21 protein-coding genes are annotated in these 19,518 nt (G+C 67.4%); 15 read left to right on the top strand and 6 right to left on the bottom strand.

Annotated features, from left to right (window positions below):
- Window positions 1-20: 20 nt before the first annotated feature.
- Entirely contained in the window at window positions 21-986 is a 966-nt protein-coding gene (locus tag ACYVN4_RS34665) for an oxidoreductase (RefSeq protein WP_460726460.1), read from the bottom strand.
- A 76-nt stretch (window positions 987-1,062) separates the two neighbouring features.
- Here ACYVN4_RS34665 and ACYVN4_RS34660 point away from each other — a divergent pair, with 76 nt between their 5' ends.
- The 3 genes from ACYVN4_RS34660 to ACYVN4_RS34650 all read left to right on the top strand — a co-directional run bounded on the left by ACYVN4_RS34660 (window position 1,063) and on the right by ACYVN4_RS34650 (window position 3,237).
- Window positions 1,063-1,263, top strand: coding sequence for a hypothetical protein (locus ACYVN4_RS34660; protein WP_460726458.1), 201 nt, complete (start codon window positions 1,063-1,065; stop codon window positions 1,261-1,263).
- Between the two features lie 27 nt (window positions 1,264-1,290).
- Window positions 1,291-1,881: an SRPBCC family protein gene (locus ACYVN4_RS34655; RefSeq protein WP_460726456.1), complete on the top strand. Its 591-nt coding sequence runs from the start codon at window positions 1,291-1,293 to the stop codon at window positions 1,879-1,881.
- Between the two features lie 105 nt (window positions 1,882-1,986).
- Window positions 1,987-3,237 carry a KasA/KasB family beta-ketoacyl-ACP synthase gene (locus ACYVN4_RS34650; protein ID WP_460726839.1) on the top strand — a complete coding sequence of 417 codons (1,251 nt, stop codon included), beginning with the start codon at window positions 1,987-1,989 and terminating at the stop codon, window positions 3,235-3,237.
- On the opposite strand, the gene ACYVN4_RS34645 is transcribed toward ACYVN4_RS34650, so the two are convergent.
- Entirely contained in the window at window positions 3,231-4,058 is an 828-nt protein-coding gene (locus ACYVN4_RS34645; RefSeq protein ID WP_460726454.1) for an SDR family NAD(P)-dependent oxidoreductase, read from the bottom strand. The genes ACYVN4_RS34650 and ACYVN4_RS34645 overlap by 7 nt on opposite strands.
- Window positions 4,059-4,153: 95 nt before the next feature.
- On the opposite strand from ACYVN4_RS34645, the gene ACYVN4_RS34640 reads away from it, so the two are divergent.
- Window positions 4,154-5,155, top strand: coding sequence for an SDR family NAD(P)-dependent oxidoreductase (locus tag ACYVN4_RS34640; RefSeq protein ID WP_460726452.1), 1,002 nt, complete (start codon window positions 4,154-4,156; stop codon window positions 5,153-5,155).
- Between the two features lie 146 nt (window positions 5,156-5,301).
- Here ACYVN4_RS34640 and ACYVN4_RS34635 read toward each other — a convergent pair whose 3' ends face one another.
- Both ACYVN4_RS34635 and ACYVN4_RS34630 read right to left on the bottom strand, forming a co-directional pair.
- Window positions 5,302-6,639 carry an ABC1 kinase family protein gene (locus ACYVN4_RS34635; RefSeq protein WP_460726450.1) on the bottom strand — a complete coding sequence of 446 codons (1,338 nt, stop codon included), beginning with the start codon at window positions 6,637-6,639 and terminating at the stop codon, window positions 5,302-5,304.
- A gap of 101 nt (window positions 6,640-6,740) precedes the next feature.
- Window positions 6,741-7,517: a GntR family transcriptional regulator gene (locus ACYVN4_RS34630; protein ID WP_460726448.1), complete on the bottom strand. Its 777-nt coding sequence runs from the start codon at window positions 7,515-7,517 to the stop codon at window positions 6,741-6,743.
- Window positions 7,518-7,707: 190 nt separating this feature from the next.
- On the opposite strand from ACYVN4_RS34630, the gene ACYVN4_RS34625 reads away from it, so the two are divergent.
- From ACYVN4_RS34625 to ACYVN4_RS34585, 9 genes are all read left to right on the top strand, one after another.
- Window positions 7,708-9,156, top strand: coding sequence for an ABC1 kinase family protein (locus ACYVN4_RS34625; protein WP_460726446.1), 1,449 nt, complete (start codon window positions 7,708-7,710; stop codon window positions 9,154-9,156).
- A 65-nt stretch (window positions 9,157-9,221) separates the two neighbouring features.
- Window positions 9,222-9,791 carry a DJ-1/PfpI family protein gene (locus tag ACYVN4_RS34620; protein ID WP_460726444.1) on the top strand — a complete coding sequence of 190 codons (570 nt, stop codon included), beginning with the start codon at window positions 9,222-9,224 and terminating at the stop codon, window positions 9,789-9,791.
- 278 nt (window positions 9,792-10,069) lie between these two features.
- Complete coding sequence (locus ACYVN4_RS34615; protein WP_460726443.1) at window positions 10,070-11,212, top strand: TDT family transporter; 1,143 nt, start codon at window positions 10,070-10,072, stop codon at window positions 11,210-11,212.
- Window positions 11,213-11,371: 159 nt separating this feature from the next.
- A complete protein-coding gene (locus ACYVN4_RS34610; protein ID WP_460726441.1) occupies window positions 11,372-11,944 on the top strand; it encodes an RNA polymerase sigma factor in 573 nt (190 codons plus the stop codon).
- A complete protein-coding gene (locus ACYVN4_RS34605) occupies window positions 11,941-12,636 on the top strand; it encodes a QcrA and Rieske domain-containing protein (RefSeq protein ID WP_460726439.1) in 696 nt (231 codons plus the stop codon). The genes ACYVN4_RS34610 and ACYVN4_RS34605 overlap by 4 nt, the downstream gene beginning before the upstream one ends.
- Window positions 12,637-12,750: 114 nt before the next feature.
- Entirely contained in the window at window positions 12,751-13,263 is a 513-nt protein-coding gene (locus ACYVN4_RS34600; protein WP_460726437.1) for a cupredoxin domain-containing protein, read from the top strand.
- A complete protein-coding gene (locus tag ACYVN4_RS34595; RefSeq protein WP_460726435.1) occupies window positions 13,260-14,198 on the top strand; it encodes a metallophosphoesterase family protein in 939 nt (312 codons plus the stop codon). Before ACYVN4_RS34600 ends, ACYVN4_RS34595 begins: the two co-directional genes overlap by 4 nt.
- 162 nt (window positions 14,199-14,360) lie before the next feature.
- On the top strand, window positions 14,361-15,581 hold the full coding sequence (locus tag ACYVN4_RS34590) for a L,D-transpeptidase (protein WP_460726433.1): 1,221 nt from the start codon (window positions 14,361-14,363) through the stop codon (window positions 15,579-15,581).
- Window positions 15,582-15,706: 125 nt separating this feature from the next.
- Window positions 15,707-16,039 carry a hypothetical protein gene (locus tag ACYVN4_RS34585; protein WP_460726432.1) on the top strand — a complete coding sequence of 111 codons (333 nt, stop codon included), beginning with the start codon at window positions 15,707-15,709 and terminating at the stop codon, window positions 16,037-16,039.
- Window positions 16,040-16,042: 3 nt separating this feature from the next.
- On the opposite strand, the gene ACYVN4_RS34580 is transcribed toward ACYVN4_RS34585, so the two are convergent.
- Window positions 16,043-17,011, bottom strand: coding sequence for an oxygenase MpaB family protein (locus ACYVN4_RS34580; protein ID WP_460726430.1), 969 nt, complete (start codon window positions 17,009-17,011; stop codon window positions 16,043-16,045).
- 111 nt (window positions 17,012-17,122) lie between these two features.
- On the opposite strand from ACYVN4_RS34580, the gene ACYVN4_RS34575 reads away from it, so the two are divergent.
- On the top strand, window positions 17,123-17,788 hold the full coding sequence (locus tag ACYVN4_RS34575) for a TetR/AcrR family transcriptional regulator (RefSeq protein ID WP_460726428.1): 666 nt from the start codon (window positions 17,123-17,125) through the stop codon (window positions 17,786-17,788).
- Between the two features lie 56 nt (window positions 17,789-17,844).
- On the top strand, window positions 17,845-18,858 hold the full coding sequence (locus ACYVN4_RS34570; RefSeq protein ID WP_460726426.1) for an NADP-dependent oxidoreductase: 1,014 nt from the start codon (window positions 17,845-17,847) through the stop codon (window positions 18,856-18,858).
- A 3-nt stretch (window positions 18,859-18,861) separates the two neighbouring features.
- Here the strand turns inward: ACYVN4_RS34570 and ACYVN4_RS34565 are convergent, their stop codons facing one another.
- Entirely contained in the window at window positions 18,862-19,518 is a 657-nt protein-coding gene (locus tag ACYVN4_RS34565) for a hypothetical protein (protein WP_460726424.1), read from the bottom strand.

Genomic DNA, 19,518 nt, shown 5'->3' with positions numbered 1-19,518 from the left:
AGCCCCCGACCACCGCGGGATCACACGGTGGTGGCGTGGGCGTTGGGCCAGGCGTACTGGGTGTCGGTGAGTCGTTCGCTGAGCTGCCAGAGCCAGCGCGCGTAGGCGCGACTGTGGGCGAGGGGGTTGCGGAGGGTACGACGCGGGTAGCCGGCGAACTCGAAACCCGGGCCGATGTACGTGTTTCCGGGGAGGTCGGGGGCGGTCGCGGCATAGAGCTGCGGCAGGGCGCCCATGCGATCGGGTTGGGCGAGGGCGAAGAGGATCTGTTGGGGGATGGCGGCCAGGGTGCCCATCAGACCCCGTTCACCGTCGCGGTCGTAGAGGTGGGTGGCCGAGAGACCGGGGTGCGCGGCGGCGGCGGTGAGGGCGGTACCGGCGGCGCGGGCGCGGCGGTCGAGTTCGGCGGTGAACAGCAGATTCGCCAGCTTGGATTGGGCGTAGGCGGGCCAACGCAGGTACAGCAGACGCCAATTCGGGTCGGCGGGGTTGATGGCCCCACCCCACGCGGCGATCGAGGACACGTTCACCACGCGCGGCTGCGGGGCGCGCAGCAGGGCGGGCAGGATCGCGCCGGTGAGGGCGAAGTGGCCGAGGTGATTGGTGCCGAACTGGGCATCGAAACCGTCGGCGGTCTGCGAGCGCGGCACCGCCATCACCCCCGCGTTGTTGACCAGCAGGTCGACCGTGCCGACGCTGACGTCGATGTGGTCGGCGGCGCGGCGCACCGAGGTCAGGTCCGCCAGATCCAGCGGCAGCACTTCGGGTTTGGGCCCGGTGGCCGCCGCCGACACCGCCTCCACCGCGGCGGCCGCCTTGATCTCGTTGCGACAGGCCAGCAGCACGCGAGCGCCCTTGGCGGCCAGCGCTTCCGCGGTGCGCAGCCCCAGACCGCTGTTGGCGCCGGTGATGACGGCGGTCCTGCCGGTCTGGTCGGGAATATCGGCCGCGGTCCAGCGGCGCGGGAAAATCGGAGCCGAGTTCATGGGTGGATGCCCCCTTGCGACAAGGATGTTCGAAATACGCTCACATCGGAGCCCGCTGTCCCAGACAAGGTATCCGATGACGCCGGGATACGACAGCCCGGTGGCCTGCGACGAGATGAAGTGGCGACCGGCCGGATTGGACGGCGCCGCACAGCGCGACATGCTGCTGGACACCTCCGCCACGACGCAGCGGATTCTGCTCACCCCGGTCCGATCGTTCCTCGGACCTCTACGTCCATCTGGAGACGAACGAGGACTACTGACGTATTCTGTCTGAGACAATCAAGGGGAAGGGGACTCGGCAATGTCCACCATCATCATCGTCGCGGTCGTGATCATCGTGCTCGGCGCGGTCGGGGCGGGCATCGCCGCAGCGATTCTGCGCGGCTGGGCGCGGGCGGTGCTGGCCGGAGGTGGCTTCTCGGTGAAGCCGCTGACCGCAGCGGAACTCGACGCATTTCTCACCGACGCCGCCTTCACCGTGACCGCCCGGCGCGAATTCCCCTACCCCGCACACAAAGTCTGGGATGCCCTGCAACTCAATGGCACCTTCTCCTGGATTCCGTTCGTCAACGGCATTCGCTATCGCGACGACCATCGCCGCGAAGGCGCCTTGCGCAGCTTCGACGGAACGCTGTTCGCGTGCGAGGAAAAGATCGTCACCCTGGCACAGAACACGCGACTCACGGTCACAGGCACCAGGATTTCGATTCCCTTCCTGATCAATGCCTTCGCCCAGGATTACCGGCTCACCGAGGATGCGGGCGCCACCACGCTGACCTGGACCATCGCCTTCAGCCCGCGCATCGGATCCTTCTTGCCGCTGCGCTGGGCGGCGCCGTTCGTGCGGCCTTTTCTGGCGATCGGCATCAAGGGGTTGGCGGCTCGCATCTGAGTGTCGTCCTGCCGCAATGGGATTCTCGGGTTAGCCTCGCAGCAGCTCGCGAATACTCTGCAGGACTTGCCGATTGCTGGAAAAAGGATACGAAAAGTGAATAGCCTGGCAGATTTTTCCACCCGCAACGGCGGATTCCGCTCCGTCGTGGTGACCGCGGTCGAGATGACCACGTCGATCGCCGCCGATACGGAAGGCACCTGGGAGGGTCTGCTGGCCGGGGCCAGCGGCATCGCCACCCTGACCGATCCGGAAATGACCAGGCTCGCACTGCCGGTCACCATCGGCGGCAAACTCGCGGCGGATCCGACGAACGAGCTCGACCGAATCAAGAAGCGCCGCATGTGTTACGTGCAGCAGATGTCGTACGTGATGGGCAAACGCCTCTGGGCCACCGCGGGCGGCCCCGAGGTCGACAAGGACCGACTCGGCGTGTGCATCGGCACCGGACTCGGCGGTGCGGACACCATCGTGGACGCCAATGACGCCATGCGCGATCACGGTTACCGCAAGGTGTCGCCGTTCGCGGTGCCCATGTCCATGCCCAACGGCGTCTCCGGCGTGGTCGGGCTCGAGCTCGGGGCACGCGCCAGCCTGGTCACCCCGGTCTCGGCGTGCGCGTCCGGCAACGAGGCACTGGTGCACGCCTGGCGCTCCATCGTGCTCGGCGAGGCCGACATGGTGGTGGCCGGTGGCGTGGAGGGCTACATCAATCCCGTTGCGATTGCCGGATTCTCCATGGCGCGCGCCCTCAGCACCCGACTCGACGAGCCCGAACGCGCCTCCCGACCCTTCGACCGCGACCGCGACGGGTTCGTCTTCGGCGAGGCCGCCGCGCTGCTGCTGGTCGAATCCGAGGAGCACGCGCTCGCTCGCGGCGCCAAGCCATTGGCCCGGTTGCTCGGGGCCGGGCTCACCGCCGACGGCTACCACATGGTCGCGCCCGATCCGGAGGGGCTGGGCTGCGCGCGGGCCATGCGCCGGGCACTGGAATCCGCCGGTGTCGCCGCCGCCGAGGTCGACCACGTCAATGCCCACGCCACCGGCACCAGCATCGGAGATCTGGCCGAGGCCAAGGGCATTGCCGCGGCCATCGGCAATCATCCGTCGGTGTACGCGCCCAAATCCGCGCTGGGACATTCGGTGGGCGCGGTCGGCGCACTGGAGGCCATCATCTCGGTACTGACCCTGCGCGATCAGGTGATCCCGCCGACGCTGAACCTGGAGAACCAGGACCCCGAGGTCGACCTGGACGTGGTGCACACCAAACCCCGTCACACCGATGTCGAGTTCGCCATGAACAATTCGTTCGGCTTCGGCGGCCACAATGCCGCCGTCCTGTTCGGCCGCTACTGATTCTCGAATCGCTCGAGTTTGCGGGCCAGATAGTCGTCCATCCGGGTGAGCACTCCGCGGCTGCTCACCCGGGCACGCAGGCCGACGAGCCTGTCCGGCTCGAGGATCCGCGCCGCCAGGCGCGCGCCACCCGGTGAGATCCGGGTGGCGAGGTAGTGCGCCCGCGCCTCGATGGGCGTCGGAACCACGGCGGGATTGCGCGCGGCCACCCGAACGATGGTGCGGGCGATGCCGTCCGGACTGTGCGCGACAAAGCGCTGCGCCGGGCAGACGGCGGTGACGCCTACCCCGGTCCCGGCGAACTCCAATCGCAGTCCCTCGGTGAGCATTTGCGCGGCAGCCTCGGTGGCACAGTAGGCGGTGCTGAGCGGGATCGGCGTGAAGGCGGCCACCGAGGTCACATTGACGATGCGGCCGCCGCGACCGGATTCGCTCATCTGCCGCCCGAAGTGGGTGCAGCCGTGCACGAGTCCCCAGACGTTCACGCCCATCAGCCGCTCCCAGTCGTCGAGGGTGTGCTCGAGAAACGGTCCGGTCGTGGTGTATCCGGCATTGTTGACCAGCACCTTCGGGGCGCCGAATTCGGCGTGCACGTCCTCGGCGAAGCTCTCCATGGCGGCGGCGTCGGCCACGTCCACCGCGAACGGCGTGGCGTCACCGCCGAATTCCGTGATGCTCTCGGCGGTTTGGACGGCCAGGTCCTTGTCCAGGTCCGCGACGATGACCACGGCCCTTGTGCGCGCGAAGCGCTGCGCCACCGCGCGCCCGATACCCGCCCCGGCACCGGTGATGACGACAACCTCGTTGTCGAAGCCTGTCATGAATGGTCCCCTGTTTCCGCCGTCGCGGTGCCGCTCTCGGTGGCGTCTACTGTCCCAGACAGTGTACACTCTGATCTCTCCACCCGAGGAGCAGAATGCGGAGACCATTTCACTCACGAAGACCACTGCACCCCGAGATCGCCGTGGTGACCGGCGCGGGCAGCGGCATCGGACGCGGCACCGCCAAGGCCCTGGCCGCCCGCGGCGCCGAGGTCGTGGTCGCCGACATCAACTATGCGACCGCCAAAGACACGGTGGCCCTGATCCGTTCGGCCGGAGGTGCGGCCGTCCCTTATGCCCTGGACGTCGGTGATCCGCTGGCCCTCGAAGCCTTCGCCGACTACGTTGCCACCGCGCACGGCGTCCCGGACGTGGTGGTCAACAATGCCGGAATCGTGGTCGGCGGACCGTTCTTCGATATCCGCCCCGCCGATCTGCATCGCATTGCCGACGTCAACCTCACCGCGATCGTGCACGGCTGCAGGCTCTTCGGCGCGCAGATGGCCGCTCGCGGCCGTGGCGGGCACCTGGTCAATGTCTCCTCCATTGCCGCCTTCACCCCGGTCCGGCTGGGCACCCCCTACGCGTTCACCTCGGCCGGAATCAAGCACTTCAGCGAAACTCTGCGCACCGAACTGGTTTCCGAGCGCATCGGGGTGACGGTCGTGTGCCCGGGCCTGATCGCCACCAATCTGGCGGCCACCGCGACGCTGGCGACCCTCAGTCCCGAGCAGGTCGCCATCGCCCGCCAGATTGTGGTCAAGGGCATGAGTCTGATCGGTATGCACCCGGATCGCGCGGGCGAGAAGATCGTGGCGGCCGCCGAGAACAATCGCGCGCTGCTGGCCCTGCGCGCGGAATCGTGGCTGGCCTACGTGCTGACGCGGGCGTTCCCCCGCAGCAGCCGAACCCTCATGCGGGTGATCAGCGGACCCGAGGTAGAGCGGGTCGCACGATTCGTCATCGACCACCCCGGTTTCCTCGGCGTGGCCCGGGAAGCGGCCGAGATAATGCCCCAACGTCGCGGACTCCAAACGTATTGGGAGCCGCCCGAATACGATGACCCTCCAGCACCCCCGATTCCCCTGAGGAGATGACGTGAATATCGATCAGCCGCCCGCCGAGCCACCGACCCGCGGGGCCCGGGTGATCCTGGTCGTCATGGCCATAACGGTGATCACCGCGCTGGTCACCGCCGCCATGATGGCGGGATGACCGGCGCGGCCGCACCTTCCGGGGTGTCCTAGGCCGCTTCACCCTCCACGGCGTAACCGGGCAGCCACTGCTGCACCAGCCCGACGAACGGGCCCTCGGCGTCCAATTGCGCACAGACTCCAATGATTCCGCCCAGCACCCGACCCAGCATCACCAGGTCGGGCAGCTCCGGCGGGGTCCGGACCGCGAAGGTGTTGTTCATCGACATGTTCTTCACGTCCATCGCGCGGGTCATGTGTTCCTGCAACATGCGACGGCTGATGTGCACGGTGTCACCGCTCAGATCGGCGATGATCGGTGCGACCACGTTCTTGACGGGATCCAGGTCGAGTTCGTGGCCCGGGCGCACGAAACCGTTGGCGCGCAGCGTCGCCAGCAACAGGTCGTAGTCCTCGGCCATGGCGTGGCGGGCCAGCTCGCCCACCACCGGCGGCAGGCCGTCGGGCAGGGCGACGGTCGCACCGAAGTCGATGATGCCGAGTCGACCGTCGGGCAACAGTTGGTAGTTGCCCGGATGCGGATCGCAGTGCAGCTGGCCGACCCGTGCCGGGCTACTGAGCCCGAACTCGGCCAGCAGCAGCCCGGCTCGATTGCGCTGCGCCACCGTGCCTTCGGCGATGATGCGACTCAGCGGCACCGCGTCCATCCACTCGGTGACCAGTACCTTCGGGGCGCTGGCGATGACCTTGGGCACGAAGAAGCGCGGGTCGTCGGCGAAGGCGCGCGCGAAGGTGCGCTGGTGGTCGGCCTCGATGCGATAGTCGAGTTCGTCGGCGGTGCGGGCGATGAATTCGTCGATGAGCGATTTCATGTCCACGCCCGGCATGAAGACGCCGAAGGTGCCGGTGAGCATGCGCAGCAGTTTGAGATCCGACAGCAAAGCCACGTCCGCGCCGGGGTATTGGATCTTCACCGCGACGATGCGGCCGTCCTTCCACACCGCGCGGTGCACCTGGCCGATGCTGGCCGCCGCCACCGGCTGATCGTCGAATTCGGTGAAGCGCTCGCGCCAGCGGGTGCCGAGCTGTTCGTCCAGCACGCGGTGCGCCTGCTGAATCGGCATGGGCGGGGCCTGATTCTGCAGGCGGGTCAGCGCATCCCGATAGCGGTCGGCGAATTTGGGCGGCACCGCGGCCTCGGCGACGCTCAGCGCCTGCCCGAGTTTCATGGCCCCGCCCTTGAGTTCGCCCAGCACGCGGAAGATCTCGTCGGCGGCCTTGTCGATGAGCGCCTCGTCGACGGTGCCGCGTTCCGCGCCGGTCATGATGGCCTTGCCGGTGGCAGTGATGCGGCGGGCCATGATTCCCATCGGCAGGGCGGCCAATTTCGCCGATCTAGCCAGACCGGTTCGTCTCTTGCCTGCCATGGGGTGCCTCGATTTCCGTGCGTGCCAGCGGGACACCCCGAACATAAATTGTCTGAGACAATCAGTCAATCAGTGTGTGCCACACCACTTTCACGGTGCGATCAGGCGGTCGCGATGTGCTGCTGCTCCTCGGAATCGAGCTCGAGGCCGACCAATTCGTCGAACCGGGCCAGCACCTTGGTGTGGAACATGGCGAACAGATCCTCGAACAGCGCCAGCTGCGCCTGCGACGGCCCGGTCTCGGACTCCCACACCGCCAGCAGCGCCCGCCACACCAGCACGTGCAGATCGGCCGACACCGCGAAATACGCCTCCACCGCCTCCGGCACCTCGAACAGCATCTCCCCCACCGAGTTCAGCACCGCGCGCTGCAAGGTGTGGCCGAGATCGGTGAGCACCGTGCGCACCAGATCGACCTCGAGCTCGAGCATCCGGGCGTGATCGGGTTCGGCGCTGCGCGCCTCGGTCTCGAGTTCGTCGACCGCGGCGGTCAGCACCGAGAAATCGGCGGGCCGCTCACTCGCGGTGTAGTCGAGCAGGGCTTCGAGCACGATGGCGCGTTCGGCCGCCACGATATTGCCGAACATCTCCGCGGCCACCTCGGGCGCGGGCATGGACAGCCGGAACAAGCGGCGGTACACATCCACTCCCCCGGCCCGACGCACATCACGCACCGTGAAACCGCGGCCGCGGTGGGCGTCGACGAAGCCGTAGGACTCCAGCCGACCCAAGACCAATTGCGCCGTGGCCCGATTCATCTCGAATTCCTCGGCGACCTGGCGGACCGACGGCATCAGATCGCCCGGCGCGAGCTCCCCGGTCGCGACACGGCGGGCGAGTTCGTCCGCGACATCGGCGACCACCGTCTGGGCACCCATCCCGTCACCTTTCGACAACTATCGGATACGTCCCAGACAGTTTATGCTGTTGTGTGCCAAACTGCACGTGCATACGCGCCCGTCGCGCCCGGAATCTGCTCTGACGATCGCCACGTATCGTGGAAACGGACGGCACCCGGGCAGCGCGAATCCGGGCGGGCCGTAGGCCGCGCACACGATGAGGTGAGCAATGTCGATTCGGCGGATCGGTGGACGCCAAGGGGAGGACGGGGGCCGGCCGCCGGTGCGCGCGGCGGTCCGCAATGCCAGAATCGCCAGTCTCCCCGTCGCTTTCGCCGGACGTCAGGCCGCCGGGGTGGGCAAGCGGGCGCTGGGGAAATCCGCCGCCGAGGTCAATCGCGACATCCAACTGCGTACCGCCCAGCACATTTTCGAGGTGCTCGGTGAGTTGAAAGGCTGCGCCGCCAAACTCGGGCAGCTGCTCTCGCTCTACGAACTCGCTCTGCCCTCCGAGCTCGCCGCACCGTACCGGACGGCATTGACCCAGCTGCAGGATTCCGCCCCCACCATGCTGCCCGCCACCGTGCACGAGGCGATGGCCGCGGGTATGGGCGAGAACTGGCGTTGGCATTTCACCGAATTCGACGATCGCCGCGCCGCGGCCGCCTCGATCGGGCAGGTGCATCGCGCGGTGTGGCGCGACGGCCGCCCGGTCGCGGTCAAGGTGATGTATCCCGGCGCCCGCCAGGCCGTGCTCGCCGACCTGGAACAGCTGCGCCGGATCTCGGTGCTGGCCACCGTCTTCGCGCCCGGCGCGGACGTGCCCGCCGTGACCGAGGCCATCTGCACCTGTGTCCGCGAGGAACTCGACTACGCCGCCGAGGCCGAACATCAGCGCCGCTTCGCGGCCGCCTACGCCGACGATCCGGACTTCGTGGTGCCGAACGTGCTCACCCAGCGCGGCGACGTGCTGGTGACCGAATGGCTCAACGGCACACCGGTTTCCCGGATCATCGAATCCGGCGCACCGGAGGAACGCAGCCGGGTCGGCATGCTCATCATCCGATTCCTGCTCTCCTCGTGGTCACGCACCGGACTGCTGTACTGCGACCCGCACCCGGGCAATTTCCGGGTGCTCCCGGACGGGCGGCTGGGCGTGGTGGATTTCGGGGCCTGCACGCCCTGGCCGCCCCCGGGATTCGAGGAACTGGTCGGCGAGGTGATGGATGCCGCATTGAACGGCGGCACAGCGGAATTGGACACCGCGATCCGGCGCCACCGCTTCGTGCGGCCCGGCCGCAGCTTCGACGTCGAGGCCCTGGCCGAAGGTCTCGACGCGGCCGGTGAACCGCTCACCGCAGCCACCTTCCGGCTCTCCACCGCCTGGCTGCGCGGCCACGTCCGCTCGGCGCTGGCGCCTCGGCTGTCCAACGTGAACCGCCAACTCGACATGCCCGCCTATTTCACGCCCTTCGCGCGCTCGTTCCTCACCGCCCTCGGGGTGGTGTGCCAGCTCGACACCACGGGCCCGATCCGGGCCGAATTCGCCCGCTGGTCACCGGAATTGGCGGCGGTGTTCGAACGCTACGACAGCCGCCGCGCCCAGCCGACCGATCTGGGCATCGTGCGGCACCTGCGAGCGGTGCCCACGCAGCAACGCGCCTCCTCGGTCGGCTGAACCGGGCCGGCCGAAAACCCGCTGGCGCACAGCGCATCCCGATACCATTTCCTGGGAGGTGCGCCATGACGAAGGTGCTCGTGATCACCGGTGACGCCGCGGAAGACCTCGAGGTCATGTACCCCTACCAGCGCCTGCTGGAAGAGGGCTACGAGGTCGAGATAGCGGCCCCCACAGCGAAGAAACTCCAGTTCGTGGTCCACGATTTCATCGACGGCTTCGACACCTACACCGAAAAACCCGGCCGCACTTGGCCCGCCGACCTCGCCTTCACCGACGTCGACCCCACCGCCTACGCCGCCCTGGTCATCCCCGGCGGCCGCGCCCCCGAATACCTCCGCAACAACGAGGACTGCCGCCGCATAGTCCGCCACTTCACCGAAACCGACAAACCCATAGCCGCCCTCTGCCACGGCCCCCTCATCCTGGCCGCCGCAGGCGTCCTGCACGACCGCACTTCGAGCAGCTACCCCGCCCTCGAACCCGACATCCGCGCGGCCGGCGCCACCTGGATCGACAGCCCCGACCACATCGACGGCAACCTGGTCACCGGCCGAGCCTGGCCCGACCACCCCCACTGGATGCGAGCCTTCCTGGAAGTCCTCCGCAAATCAGCACCCCCCACCGCCCCCTGACCGTCGAGTGGCACATCCTGGAGGGCCCTGCCCGTTTTGTCCTCCAGAATGTGCCACTCGACGATTGATCCCGGCTGCCACGCCGGGATGATGCGCGGCCGCACGTAAGGGGGCTGGGGCCGGTGGGGGGTGGGCTCAACCCGGCCACCTTCTCCCCCTTCTCCTGGCCGCTTTTGTCTTTTCTGCTCTTCCGACCGCAAGCCCCCATAGAACCGGTCTATGTATCCATCGAATCATGGCCGCTACCGGGGAATCTCCACCTGACAGAGGGTGGATGCATGACCACAGTGACCTTCCGCCGGACCGAAGCCGCCGCCCCCGCCGCCTCTCGGCAGGCGTCCGCGGCGGCCGTCGAGGGGCGGGAGCTCCTGCGCCACCTGGCCCCGAACTGGTTCGCGGTGGTCATGGGTACCGGCATCGTCGCCAATGCGGCTGCCACTCTGCCCACTCAGTTCCCCGCCTTGCGGCCCGCCGCCACCGTCGTTTGGGCACTGGCCGCCGGACTGCTGGTCGTGCTGGCCGGGGCCTGGCTGCTGCACTGGCGGCGCTACCCCGAAGAGGCACGCGCCCACGGGCAGAACCCCGTGATGATGCAGTTCTACGGCGCTCTGCCCATGGCCCTGATGACCGTCGGCGCGGGCACTCTGCTGCTGGGCAAGGACGTCATCGGGCTCTCCGCCGCCGTAGCCGTCGACTGGGTGCTCTGGTCGGTCGGCACCGTGATCGGCCTCGGAACCGCCGCGAGCATCCCCTACCGGATGATCACCCGCCACAACTTCAACCCCGACTCCGCTTTCGGCGGCTGGCTGATGCCCGTGGTTCCTCCCATGGTCTCGGCCGCCCTCGGCGCCCTGCTGGTCCCCCACACTCCCGAAGGCCAGCTGCGACTGACCATGTTCGTGGCCTGCCTGGCCATGTTCGGCCTGAGCCTGATCGCCGCCTTCGTCACCACCACCCTGATCTGGTCGCGACTGCTGCACCACGGTCTGCCTCCCGTCGGGATGGTCGCCACCGTGTGGCTGGTGCTGGGTCCCCTGGGCCAGGGCGTCACCGCCGCCGGTTCGCTGGCCAATGTGGCTCCCAGCGCGCTGAAGTCGAGCGACGCCGCCGGGTTCCAGCTGTTCTCGCTGCTGTTCGGCATTCCCACCTGGGGTTTCGCCATGCTGTGGCTGGCACTGGCCGTGTCGGTCACCTGGCACGCCCGCAAGTCGATGAACTTCAACATGACCTGGTGGGGCTTCACCTTCCCCGTCGGCTGCTGTGTCACCGGCAGCACCGCCCTGTTCCAGCACACCGGCGCCGACCTGTTCGCCGTCACCGCCGTCGCCCTCTACGCCCTGCTGGTCGCCGCCTGGGCCGTGGTCGCCGCCAAGACCGTGTCGGCCGTCCTGCGCGGGGAGCTGTTGGCAACCGCCCGCTGACCTGCGCATCTACCCTCGTCCCGGAGTGATCGGAGAGATCATTCCGGGACGATTCGTGCCGCAAAGCACCGAAACCTCCCCGCTGTAACCCCTTTCGCTATCTACTGACAGACGTGAACACGCGTCGATGTTTCCGGTGGATGCAGAAAGCGGCGGTTCATGGTGCGACGGGTCGAATCCGAGCGCCGGACGCAGCCGGTCACGAGTGCTGGCTCGGGTCGGGAGTTGCGGCTGGTGTCCGGTGACAGCTACGCCAGCTGGGATGCGGTGTACAAGGACAATGTCACCTGGGTGTACGCGTTGATGTTCGGCAAGGTGGGCAATCGCCCCGATGCCGAGGATCTCACCACCGAGGTGTTCATGGCCGCTCTCAAACCGCTGCGCATCACGGCCACGGTGCCCGAGGTTCGGGCCTATCTGCGTGCCACCGCACGCACCGTCCTGGCCGCGCACTGGAAGGCGCGCATGGGCCGGGAGATCACCACCATCGACGGCGACATCGCCGACGATCCACCCGAGGAACTGCCCGACTCCGGGGCCGAAGCCCGCGCCAAGGCGGTGCTGTCCGAGCTCCCGGACCGATATCGGAGCATTCTGGAACTGAGATTCCTGCAAGGACTTTCGGTGAAGGAGGCGGCGGCGAGCCTGGGTGTGACGGTGGCGAATGCGAAGGTGTTGCAGCATCGGGCGTTGCAGATGGCGTCCCAGCTGAACGAGGGAGGTGTGCGGTGAGCGGGCGGGAAGTGCGGCGTTTCGTCGACGAGCTACTGGCCGGGAAGAAGGCGACCGGTTTCCGGCCCGACGAGGTCGAGGCCGAGGAGATGCGCACGGCCATCGAGCTGCGTTCCGCGCGGCTGGGCAGTGACACGCCCAGCGAGGAGTTCCTCAGCGGCCTGCAACGACGGCTCGCCGCCGAACTGGACGAAGAGCCCGCCGAGATCCGGCCGGTCAACGGTTACCGCCGCCGCAATCTGCTGATCGGCACGTCCGCCGCCGCGGCCGCCGCGACGGTCGGCGCGGTGGTGGATCGCAGTCTCATCGGGCACGGCCAACCCGCAGTCCCGCCCGCCGCGCAGCAAGCTCCGCTCGCCCCGAATACCGGTGCGTGGCTGCCGATCGCGCGGTCCACGGATCTCCCGGAGGGGTCGACGATCGCCTTCGATGTCGGCACGGTGAACGGATTCGTACGCCGCGACAAGGGAAACCCGGTCGCGGTTTCCGGCGTGTGCACGCATCAGGGCTGCAAGCTGTGGCTGGATGCGCCGGCCGAGCGCTTGCGCTGCCCCTGCCATTCGACATCGTTCTCGATCGAGGGTCAGGTGGTGGCGCACCAGTTGCCGGTGGCACCTGCGCCGTTGCCGACGGTTCAGGTGCGCGAGAACAACGGCACCATCGAGGTTTTCGCGCCGACCGAGCCCGCGTAGCGGCCAAAGCCGTTCGCGGACACAGGTTTCGGCTCGTGTAACCCCCGCCCCTATCTAAAGATGACCGGTTCGCAGCAGCGAACGGACTCATTTCGGATGGAGGCCCGGACACCCATGAGACCCACCCGCAGCCCACGGCGCAACGCAGTGCCCGTCAAGCGCACCGCCATCGCCGTCAGCGTCGCCGCGGCAGCCCTGCTGACGGCGAGCGCGTGTAGTTCCAGCGGTGGCGGCAATGCCCCCGACAATGCCGCCCCCGGTTTCACTTTCGCTTCCGGCACCGCTACGCCCGGCATGGTGCCGGACGGCAGCGGGCCGACCGGTATGCCCGGCATGTCCATGCCGAGTACGTCCGCCGCAGCGGCGGCACCGGCCGGCCCGAATGCTGTCAATATCGACAACTTCGCCTTCGGACCCAGCTCCCTGACCGTGAAAACCGGGACCACGGTGACCTGGACCAACAAGGACGAGGAACCGCACACCGTGGTCGCCAACGACGGCAGCTTCCGCTCGCCGACCCTGGGCACGGGCGCGACCTACACCTTCACGTTCACCAAGACGGGCAGCTTCGCCTATGTCTGCTCGATTCACCCGTTCATGCACGCGACAGTGGTGGTGACCCAATGAGCTACGACGACGAGGCACACGATCCGCAGAAGATGACCCGCCGCCAGCTCATGCGCCACAGCGCGTGGTTCGGTGCGGCGGTGGGCCTGGCGGTGGTGGGCGGTGAGGTGGTCTCGCACGTGGCGGGCACCGCCCTCGCCGCTCCCGCGCGGCCGACGCTGCGGTTCGCGCAGGTCAGCGACAGTCACATCGGCTTCACCGGCACGGCCAACACGAGCGTGACCGACACCTTCACCGAGGCGATCTCGCAGGTGAATTCGCTGGGCTATGAACCGGATTTCGTGATCCACACGGGCGATCTGACCCATCTGTCCACCCAGGAGCAGTTCGATCAGTGCAAGCAGATGATGCAGGGGTTCAAGACCCCGCACGTGTTCACCGTTCCGGGAGAACATGATTCGAGCGACGACGGTGGCTCGCGTTACCGGTCGACCTTCGGTGGCGGAACGCGCGGTGACGGCTGGTACAGCTTCGATATCGCGGGCGTGCACGTCATCGGACTGGTCAATACGTTGAATCTCAAGAATCTGGGACATCTCGGGCAGGATCAGCTGGATTTCATCCAGAAGGATGTGGCCGGATTGTCCAGTGACACACCTCTGATCGTGTTCAGTCACATCCCCCTGTTCGCCATGTACCCCCAATGGGGCTGGGGCACAGACGATGCCACCCAAGCGCTCAGTTACATGAAACGGTTCTCCTCGGTGACCTGCCTCAACGGCCATGTGCACCAACTGTTCACCAAGACCGAGGGCAATGTGACCTTCTACAGCGGCACCACCACCGCGTATCCGCTGCCCAAGCCCGGTGACGGGCCCGCGCCCAAGCCCGTGACGCTGCCCGCGGGGCAGCTGCATCAGGCGCTCGGGATCCGCGAGGTCACCTACCAGAAGGGTCAACAGCAGCTCGCTATCAAGGAACAAACCCTGAAATGACCGCAGCGCGACGGCGTGTCGTGCGCGGGTCTCACAACGTTGTGATTTCGTCAGCCCGACCTGGCGCTGGAAGATCGAAAACGGAGGGTAATCTACTACGCTGGGCAGTAACAAGATGCTGTGCAGCAGTGCGGCGCACGGCGATTACAGGAGGGAGAGCCAATGCCACCCCGCCGTTTTCGGACGAACGCCGCCGCGAGCGTTTTAGTGGCGCTCGTTCTGGTGGTGACGGCATGCTCGTCGAACCTTCCGGGGGGAACGGTCGGTCCGCGCACTCAGGTTGCGCAGTCCATCACCGTCAAGCCCGCGCAGGGGACGGACAAGGTCGATCCGTCGGCGCCGGTCGAGGTGAGCACCACCAGCGGTGTGCTCACCGATGTCAGCCTCACCAATGAGGATGGCAAGGCCATCGAGGGGACGTTCACACCGGACAAGACCGCGTGGAAGCCCAACGAGCAGCTCGGCTACGGGCGCACCTACACGCTGAAGGCGTCGGGCGAGGATCTGACCGGTCTGACCGGACCGGTCACGTCCACGTTCACGACCATCACACCCAAGAACCAGACCAAGGTGTATCTCAACACCACCGGCGGTCAGGCCATCGTGGACGGCAACAGCTACGGCGTGGGCATGGTCATCGTCGCGCACTTCGACGAGGACATCCCCAACCGGGCGGCCGCCGAGAAGCGACTGGTCGTCACGGCCGATCCGCCGGTCGAGGGCGCCTGGTACTGGATGGACAACCGCAACGCGCACTGGCGGCCCAAGGACTACTGGAAGTCCGGCACCAAGGTGAGCGTGGCGGCCAACCTGTACGGCATCGAGGTCGGCAACGGCCTGTTCGGCCAGGAGGATTCCAAGGCCAACTTCGTCATCGGCCCGTCCCACGTGTCGATCGCCGATGACAACACCCACCAGGTGCAGGTCTTCGAGAACGGTCAGCTGATCCGCACCATGCCCACCTCCATGGGCCGCGGCGGCAGCGAAACCATCGCCGGCAAAACCTTCACCTTCTGGACCATGCCCGGCACCTACACGGTCATGGACAAGGCCAACCCGGTCATCATGGACTCCTCCACCTACGGCCTACCGGTCAACTCCCGCCTCGGCTACAAGGAAGCCATCAGCTGGGCCACCCGCATCAGCACCGACGGCATCTACCTGCACGAGCTGGACACGACAGTCTGGGCCCAAGGCAACACGGACACCTCCCACGGCTGCCTGAACCTCAACGCCGACAACGCCCAATGGTTCTTCAACTTCGCCCAACCCGGCGACGTCGTAGAAGTCCACAACACCGGCGGCGCCCCGTTGCAGGTCTGGCAAAACGGCGACTGGACCCTGAGCTGGGACGACTGGCTCGCCGGCTCCGCGGCTCACTGAGTTCTCTCGCGCGCGGCGGCACCCCCGCCGCGCGCGAGAAACCCACTCGCACAACAGCATTCGCAGCTCTCCACGCAGGTCGAAAATCGGTGGCCCACCCCGCGTCCCGACCGTACGCTCCCCACATGTGCATCTACCCGAGCCGAACACACCTGGTGTGTCTCCCCTGCCGGGTCTCTCACAAATCCACGATCGGACAGGGCCCCGCCCGCTGCCCGCAGTGTCAGGGCGAATTCATCGACGCCGGACCCGATCTCGCGGTACCCAGAAAATCTGACCGAGCAGGCTGGCGAGCCCTCGAAGCAGTCCTCACCTCCGGCCTGACCTTCTACGGCGGCTGCTGCGGCACCGGCCCCGGCTACCGTCCCCGTACACCGAGTGAAGTCCGAGCGCGACTGGCACTCGCCGAACGTTCGGGCATGACGATTTCCGAGGCGCTGGTCCGCGCGGACCTCTGAGCGCTAGGCCGCGACGGCTTGTAGGCGGCGGGCGTTCGAGGCAAGTTCGAGGGCGTCGGGGCCGCTGATTCGGCGTTCTATGGCTTCGGCGAAGCGGTGGATGGTGAAGGCGCGCAGGGCCGGTCGGGTCAGGGTGAGGGATAGATCGAGGATGGGGTCCAGGACGGCGGGGATGCCCAGGTTGCGGCGGGCTGGGCGGGGGATGGTGGCGATCAGTTGGGGAGTTATCAAGGCTGACAGGAGGAGTGGGGCCAGCTCTGGGAGGTGGGAGGGGGTGAAGCCTCGGAGTAGGGCGAGAGTGGGGGCCAGGGCTGCGGCCGGGGTGAAGGATTCGATGACGCCGTAGCGGTGGGCGATTCCGGCGTAGTAGGTGGCGACCTCGGCGCAGGTGGTGGGGATTTCGTCCGGGGTTGCGCCCATGAGGAGGCCGAATTGTTTTGCCTCCAACCAGAATTGGTCGCGGTCGGTGGGGGCCAACCGGCGGGGGCGGTGGCAGCCTTCGTAGGCGAGGTTTTCGTAGCAGAGGAGGGCGGCTTGCATGATGGTTACGTGGGCGAAGAGGACTAGTTCGGGGCCTTGGGCGGCGTAGGGTTCGGCGGTGCCGGGGAGGGTGCCGGTCATGGGGCGGTGGTAGCGGCGGAGGTGGGCGGCTACGCGGTCGGCGGTGGGCTTGTCGCCGAGGATGATCGGGACGGGGACGCCTATGGTGCGTTGGGCTCGGCGGACGGCCATGATCGGGCTCATGCTGCGTTGAGTTCGGTCGGCGAGGGGGTCGTGGTCGAGCAGGACCGCTTGCAAGGGGATGTGCGGGAGTTCGAGCAGGGCGGTCACTTGCGCCAGGAAAGGTGTGACGGCCGGGTGTAGGAGGACTCGCCAGACTTGGGAGCCGGGGCCGAAATAGCCGTAGTCGGTGGGGCCTGCGGGAGTGGGGGCGGGGCCGCGTCGCCAGATCCGGATGTCGTTCGATGCCATGTCGATCACCTCGTCGTGATTCCATATCGACTCTGGGACAAGGGTATTGACCAGTCGGCCGACTTTACAAGTCGAGTGACTTGTTCGTTGCCGGAACGGTATCGTGGGCGCATGCCGGTCTCGACGGGAAATAGCAAGCGCGACAAGCCCGAAGGCCCGGCCGCGAAGGCCGGGCGCAGCCGGGCTGAGCAGCGCGAAGACACTCGCGTCGCGATCCTCGATGCCACTCTCGCCAGTCTGGTGGAGCACGGGCATGCCGCCACCACCACGCGCGGTGTCGCCGAGCGCGCGGGCGTGAGCCAGGGCGCGTTGCAGCACTACTATCCGACCCGCGCCGAACTGCTGGACGCGGCGATCCGGCATATCGCCGACATCATGGCCGACGCCGTCGTCGAAACCTATTCCGCGGTAGCAGGTTCCGACCGAGAGCGCGTTGGCGTCCTGGTCGACGAGCTGTGGACGCTCGCGCAGGTCGCTCCCGTCAGCGTGGGGTTCGAGTTCCTGGCCGCGGCCCGCACCGATCCCGAGATGTCCACCACCGTGGCGCATCTGGCGGAGCATCTCGAGGCCACGGTGTTCTCGGTGGCCCAGCAGATCCTCGGCGAGCTCGCCGACCGCCCGGGTGCGCGGGAGTGGATGCGCATCACGCTCATCACCATCGCGGGTGTCCTGCTCACCGCGTCGGTGCCCGCGGCCACCAGCCTGGTGCCGGATTGGGCGGTGGTCCGCCATCACATCATGACCAGTTTCGATACCTGGCGCGCAGAACCGTCCTGAGCCTGGGCAACAATGTCCAGAATGGAGGGATCGCCCATCGAAAGGTCGTTCCGACGATGAAGTCAACCCGCATAGTCCTGGCCTCCCGCCCGATCGGCATGCCCGAGCAGGAGAACTTCCGCACGGAGACGGTCGAGTTGGAGCCGCCGAAACCGGGTCAGGCTCTGTTGCAGACGCTGTACCTGTCGCTGGATCCGTACATGCGCGGCCGCATGAGCGACGCACCGTCGTATGCCCCGCCGGTCGAGGTCGATCAGACCATGTGCGGCGCCACCGTCTCCCGGGTGCTCGAATCCACCGATCCCGCACTGAATCCCGGCGATATCGTGCTCGGCTACGGCGGCTGGCAGACCCATTCGGTCGAGTACACCGCCGGGTTGCAGAAGCTCGACCCGGCGCTGGCCCCGCTCACCACCGCCCTCGGCGTGCTGGGCATGCCGGGCCTCACCGCCTATTCCGGCCTGCTGACCATAGGCAAACCCAAGCCCGGCGAAACCGTCGTGGTGGCCGCCGCCACCGGCCCGGTCGGCGCGACCGTCGGCCAGATCGCGAAGATCAAGGGCGCGCGAGCGGTCGGCATCGCGGGCGGCCCGGAGAAGGTGGCCCTGCTGCGCGAGCACTTCGGCTTCGACGCCGCCATCGATCACCGTGCCCCCGATTTCAAGGAGCAGCTGGCCGCCGCCACCCCCGACGGCATCGACGTCTACTTCGAGAATGTCGGCGGCGCGGTCTTCGACGCCGTCCTCCCCCGCCTCAACCAGTACGCCCGAATCCCGGTGTGCGGCTTGATCGCCAACTACAACGACACGGATCTCCCGCCCGGACCGGACCGCCTGCCGCTGATCATGTCGAGCATCCTGCGCCGCAGCCTGACCGTGCGCGGTTTCATCGTGTCGGAGTTCATGAATCAGGCCGCCGAGTTCATCCCGGCCGCCGCACAGTGGCTCGCGGAGGGCAAACTCACCTACCTCGAGGATGTCGTCGACGGCCTGGACCACACCGTCGAGTCCTTCCAGGGTCTGCTCACCGGCAAGAACCGCGGCAAGCTGGTGATCAAGGTGTCCGACTGACCCCTATTTCATGGCCGTGATGTAGGGCCGCAGGCCGAGGGTGATGTCCACGCACGCCCCCAGCAGGACGTCACGCTCGACCGGGTCGAGCGGGTGTTTCAGCCACAGTCGAGTGCCCAGAATGGGCACCGGCATCGGCTGGCCCGCCCGATCCCACCAGAACGTTTCGTTGTAGAGGTCGCTGACAATGCGCCGCACCGTCCAGCCCCCGACCGTGCGCACCACGTCGAGCCGCGCGGCCTCCTCCCCCATCCGGTCGAGCACGACCATGCGGAACAGCTCCGGGGTGCGCGCTTCCTCCGAGTCGGGCACGAAGTGGAAAAGCGTTCCCGCCGTGGACCCTACGGCCGTCGAGGTGTCCGCACGCTGGATGGTGCCGATGGCGGTGCCGTCGCCGCGACTGAGCACGGTCGGCGCGGCATCGCGCGATTCCACCCACACCACGGAGCCGTCGGCGTAGGTGATGCGATGCTTGCCCGCGCCACCGTTCTTGAACCCGAAAAGGATGGCCGTCTTGGCCCCGAACCCGTTCCCGGCGCCCTGCACCCCGACGGCGAGCGGATCACCGGGCCCGGCGTTGAACGTGATCTTCAAGGCGTTACTCGCCTTGTGAACGACCCGGCCCTCGATCATCGTCGAGCCGTCCTGCGGCGCTGACAT

This window comes from Nocardia heshunensis (assembly GCF_054782115.1).
Note: the sequence above shows the minus strand (reverse complement) of the source record. Positions and strands in the feature narration are given on the sequence as shown.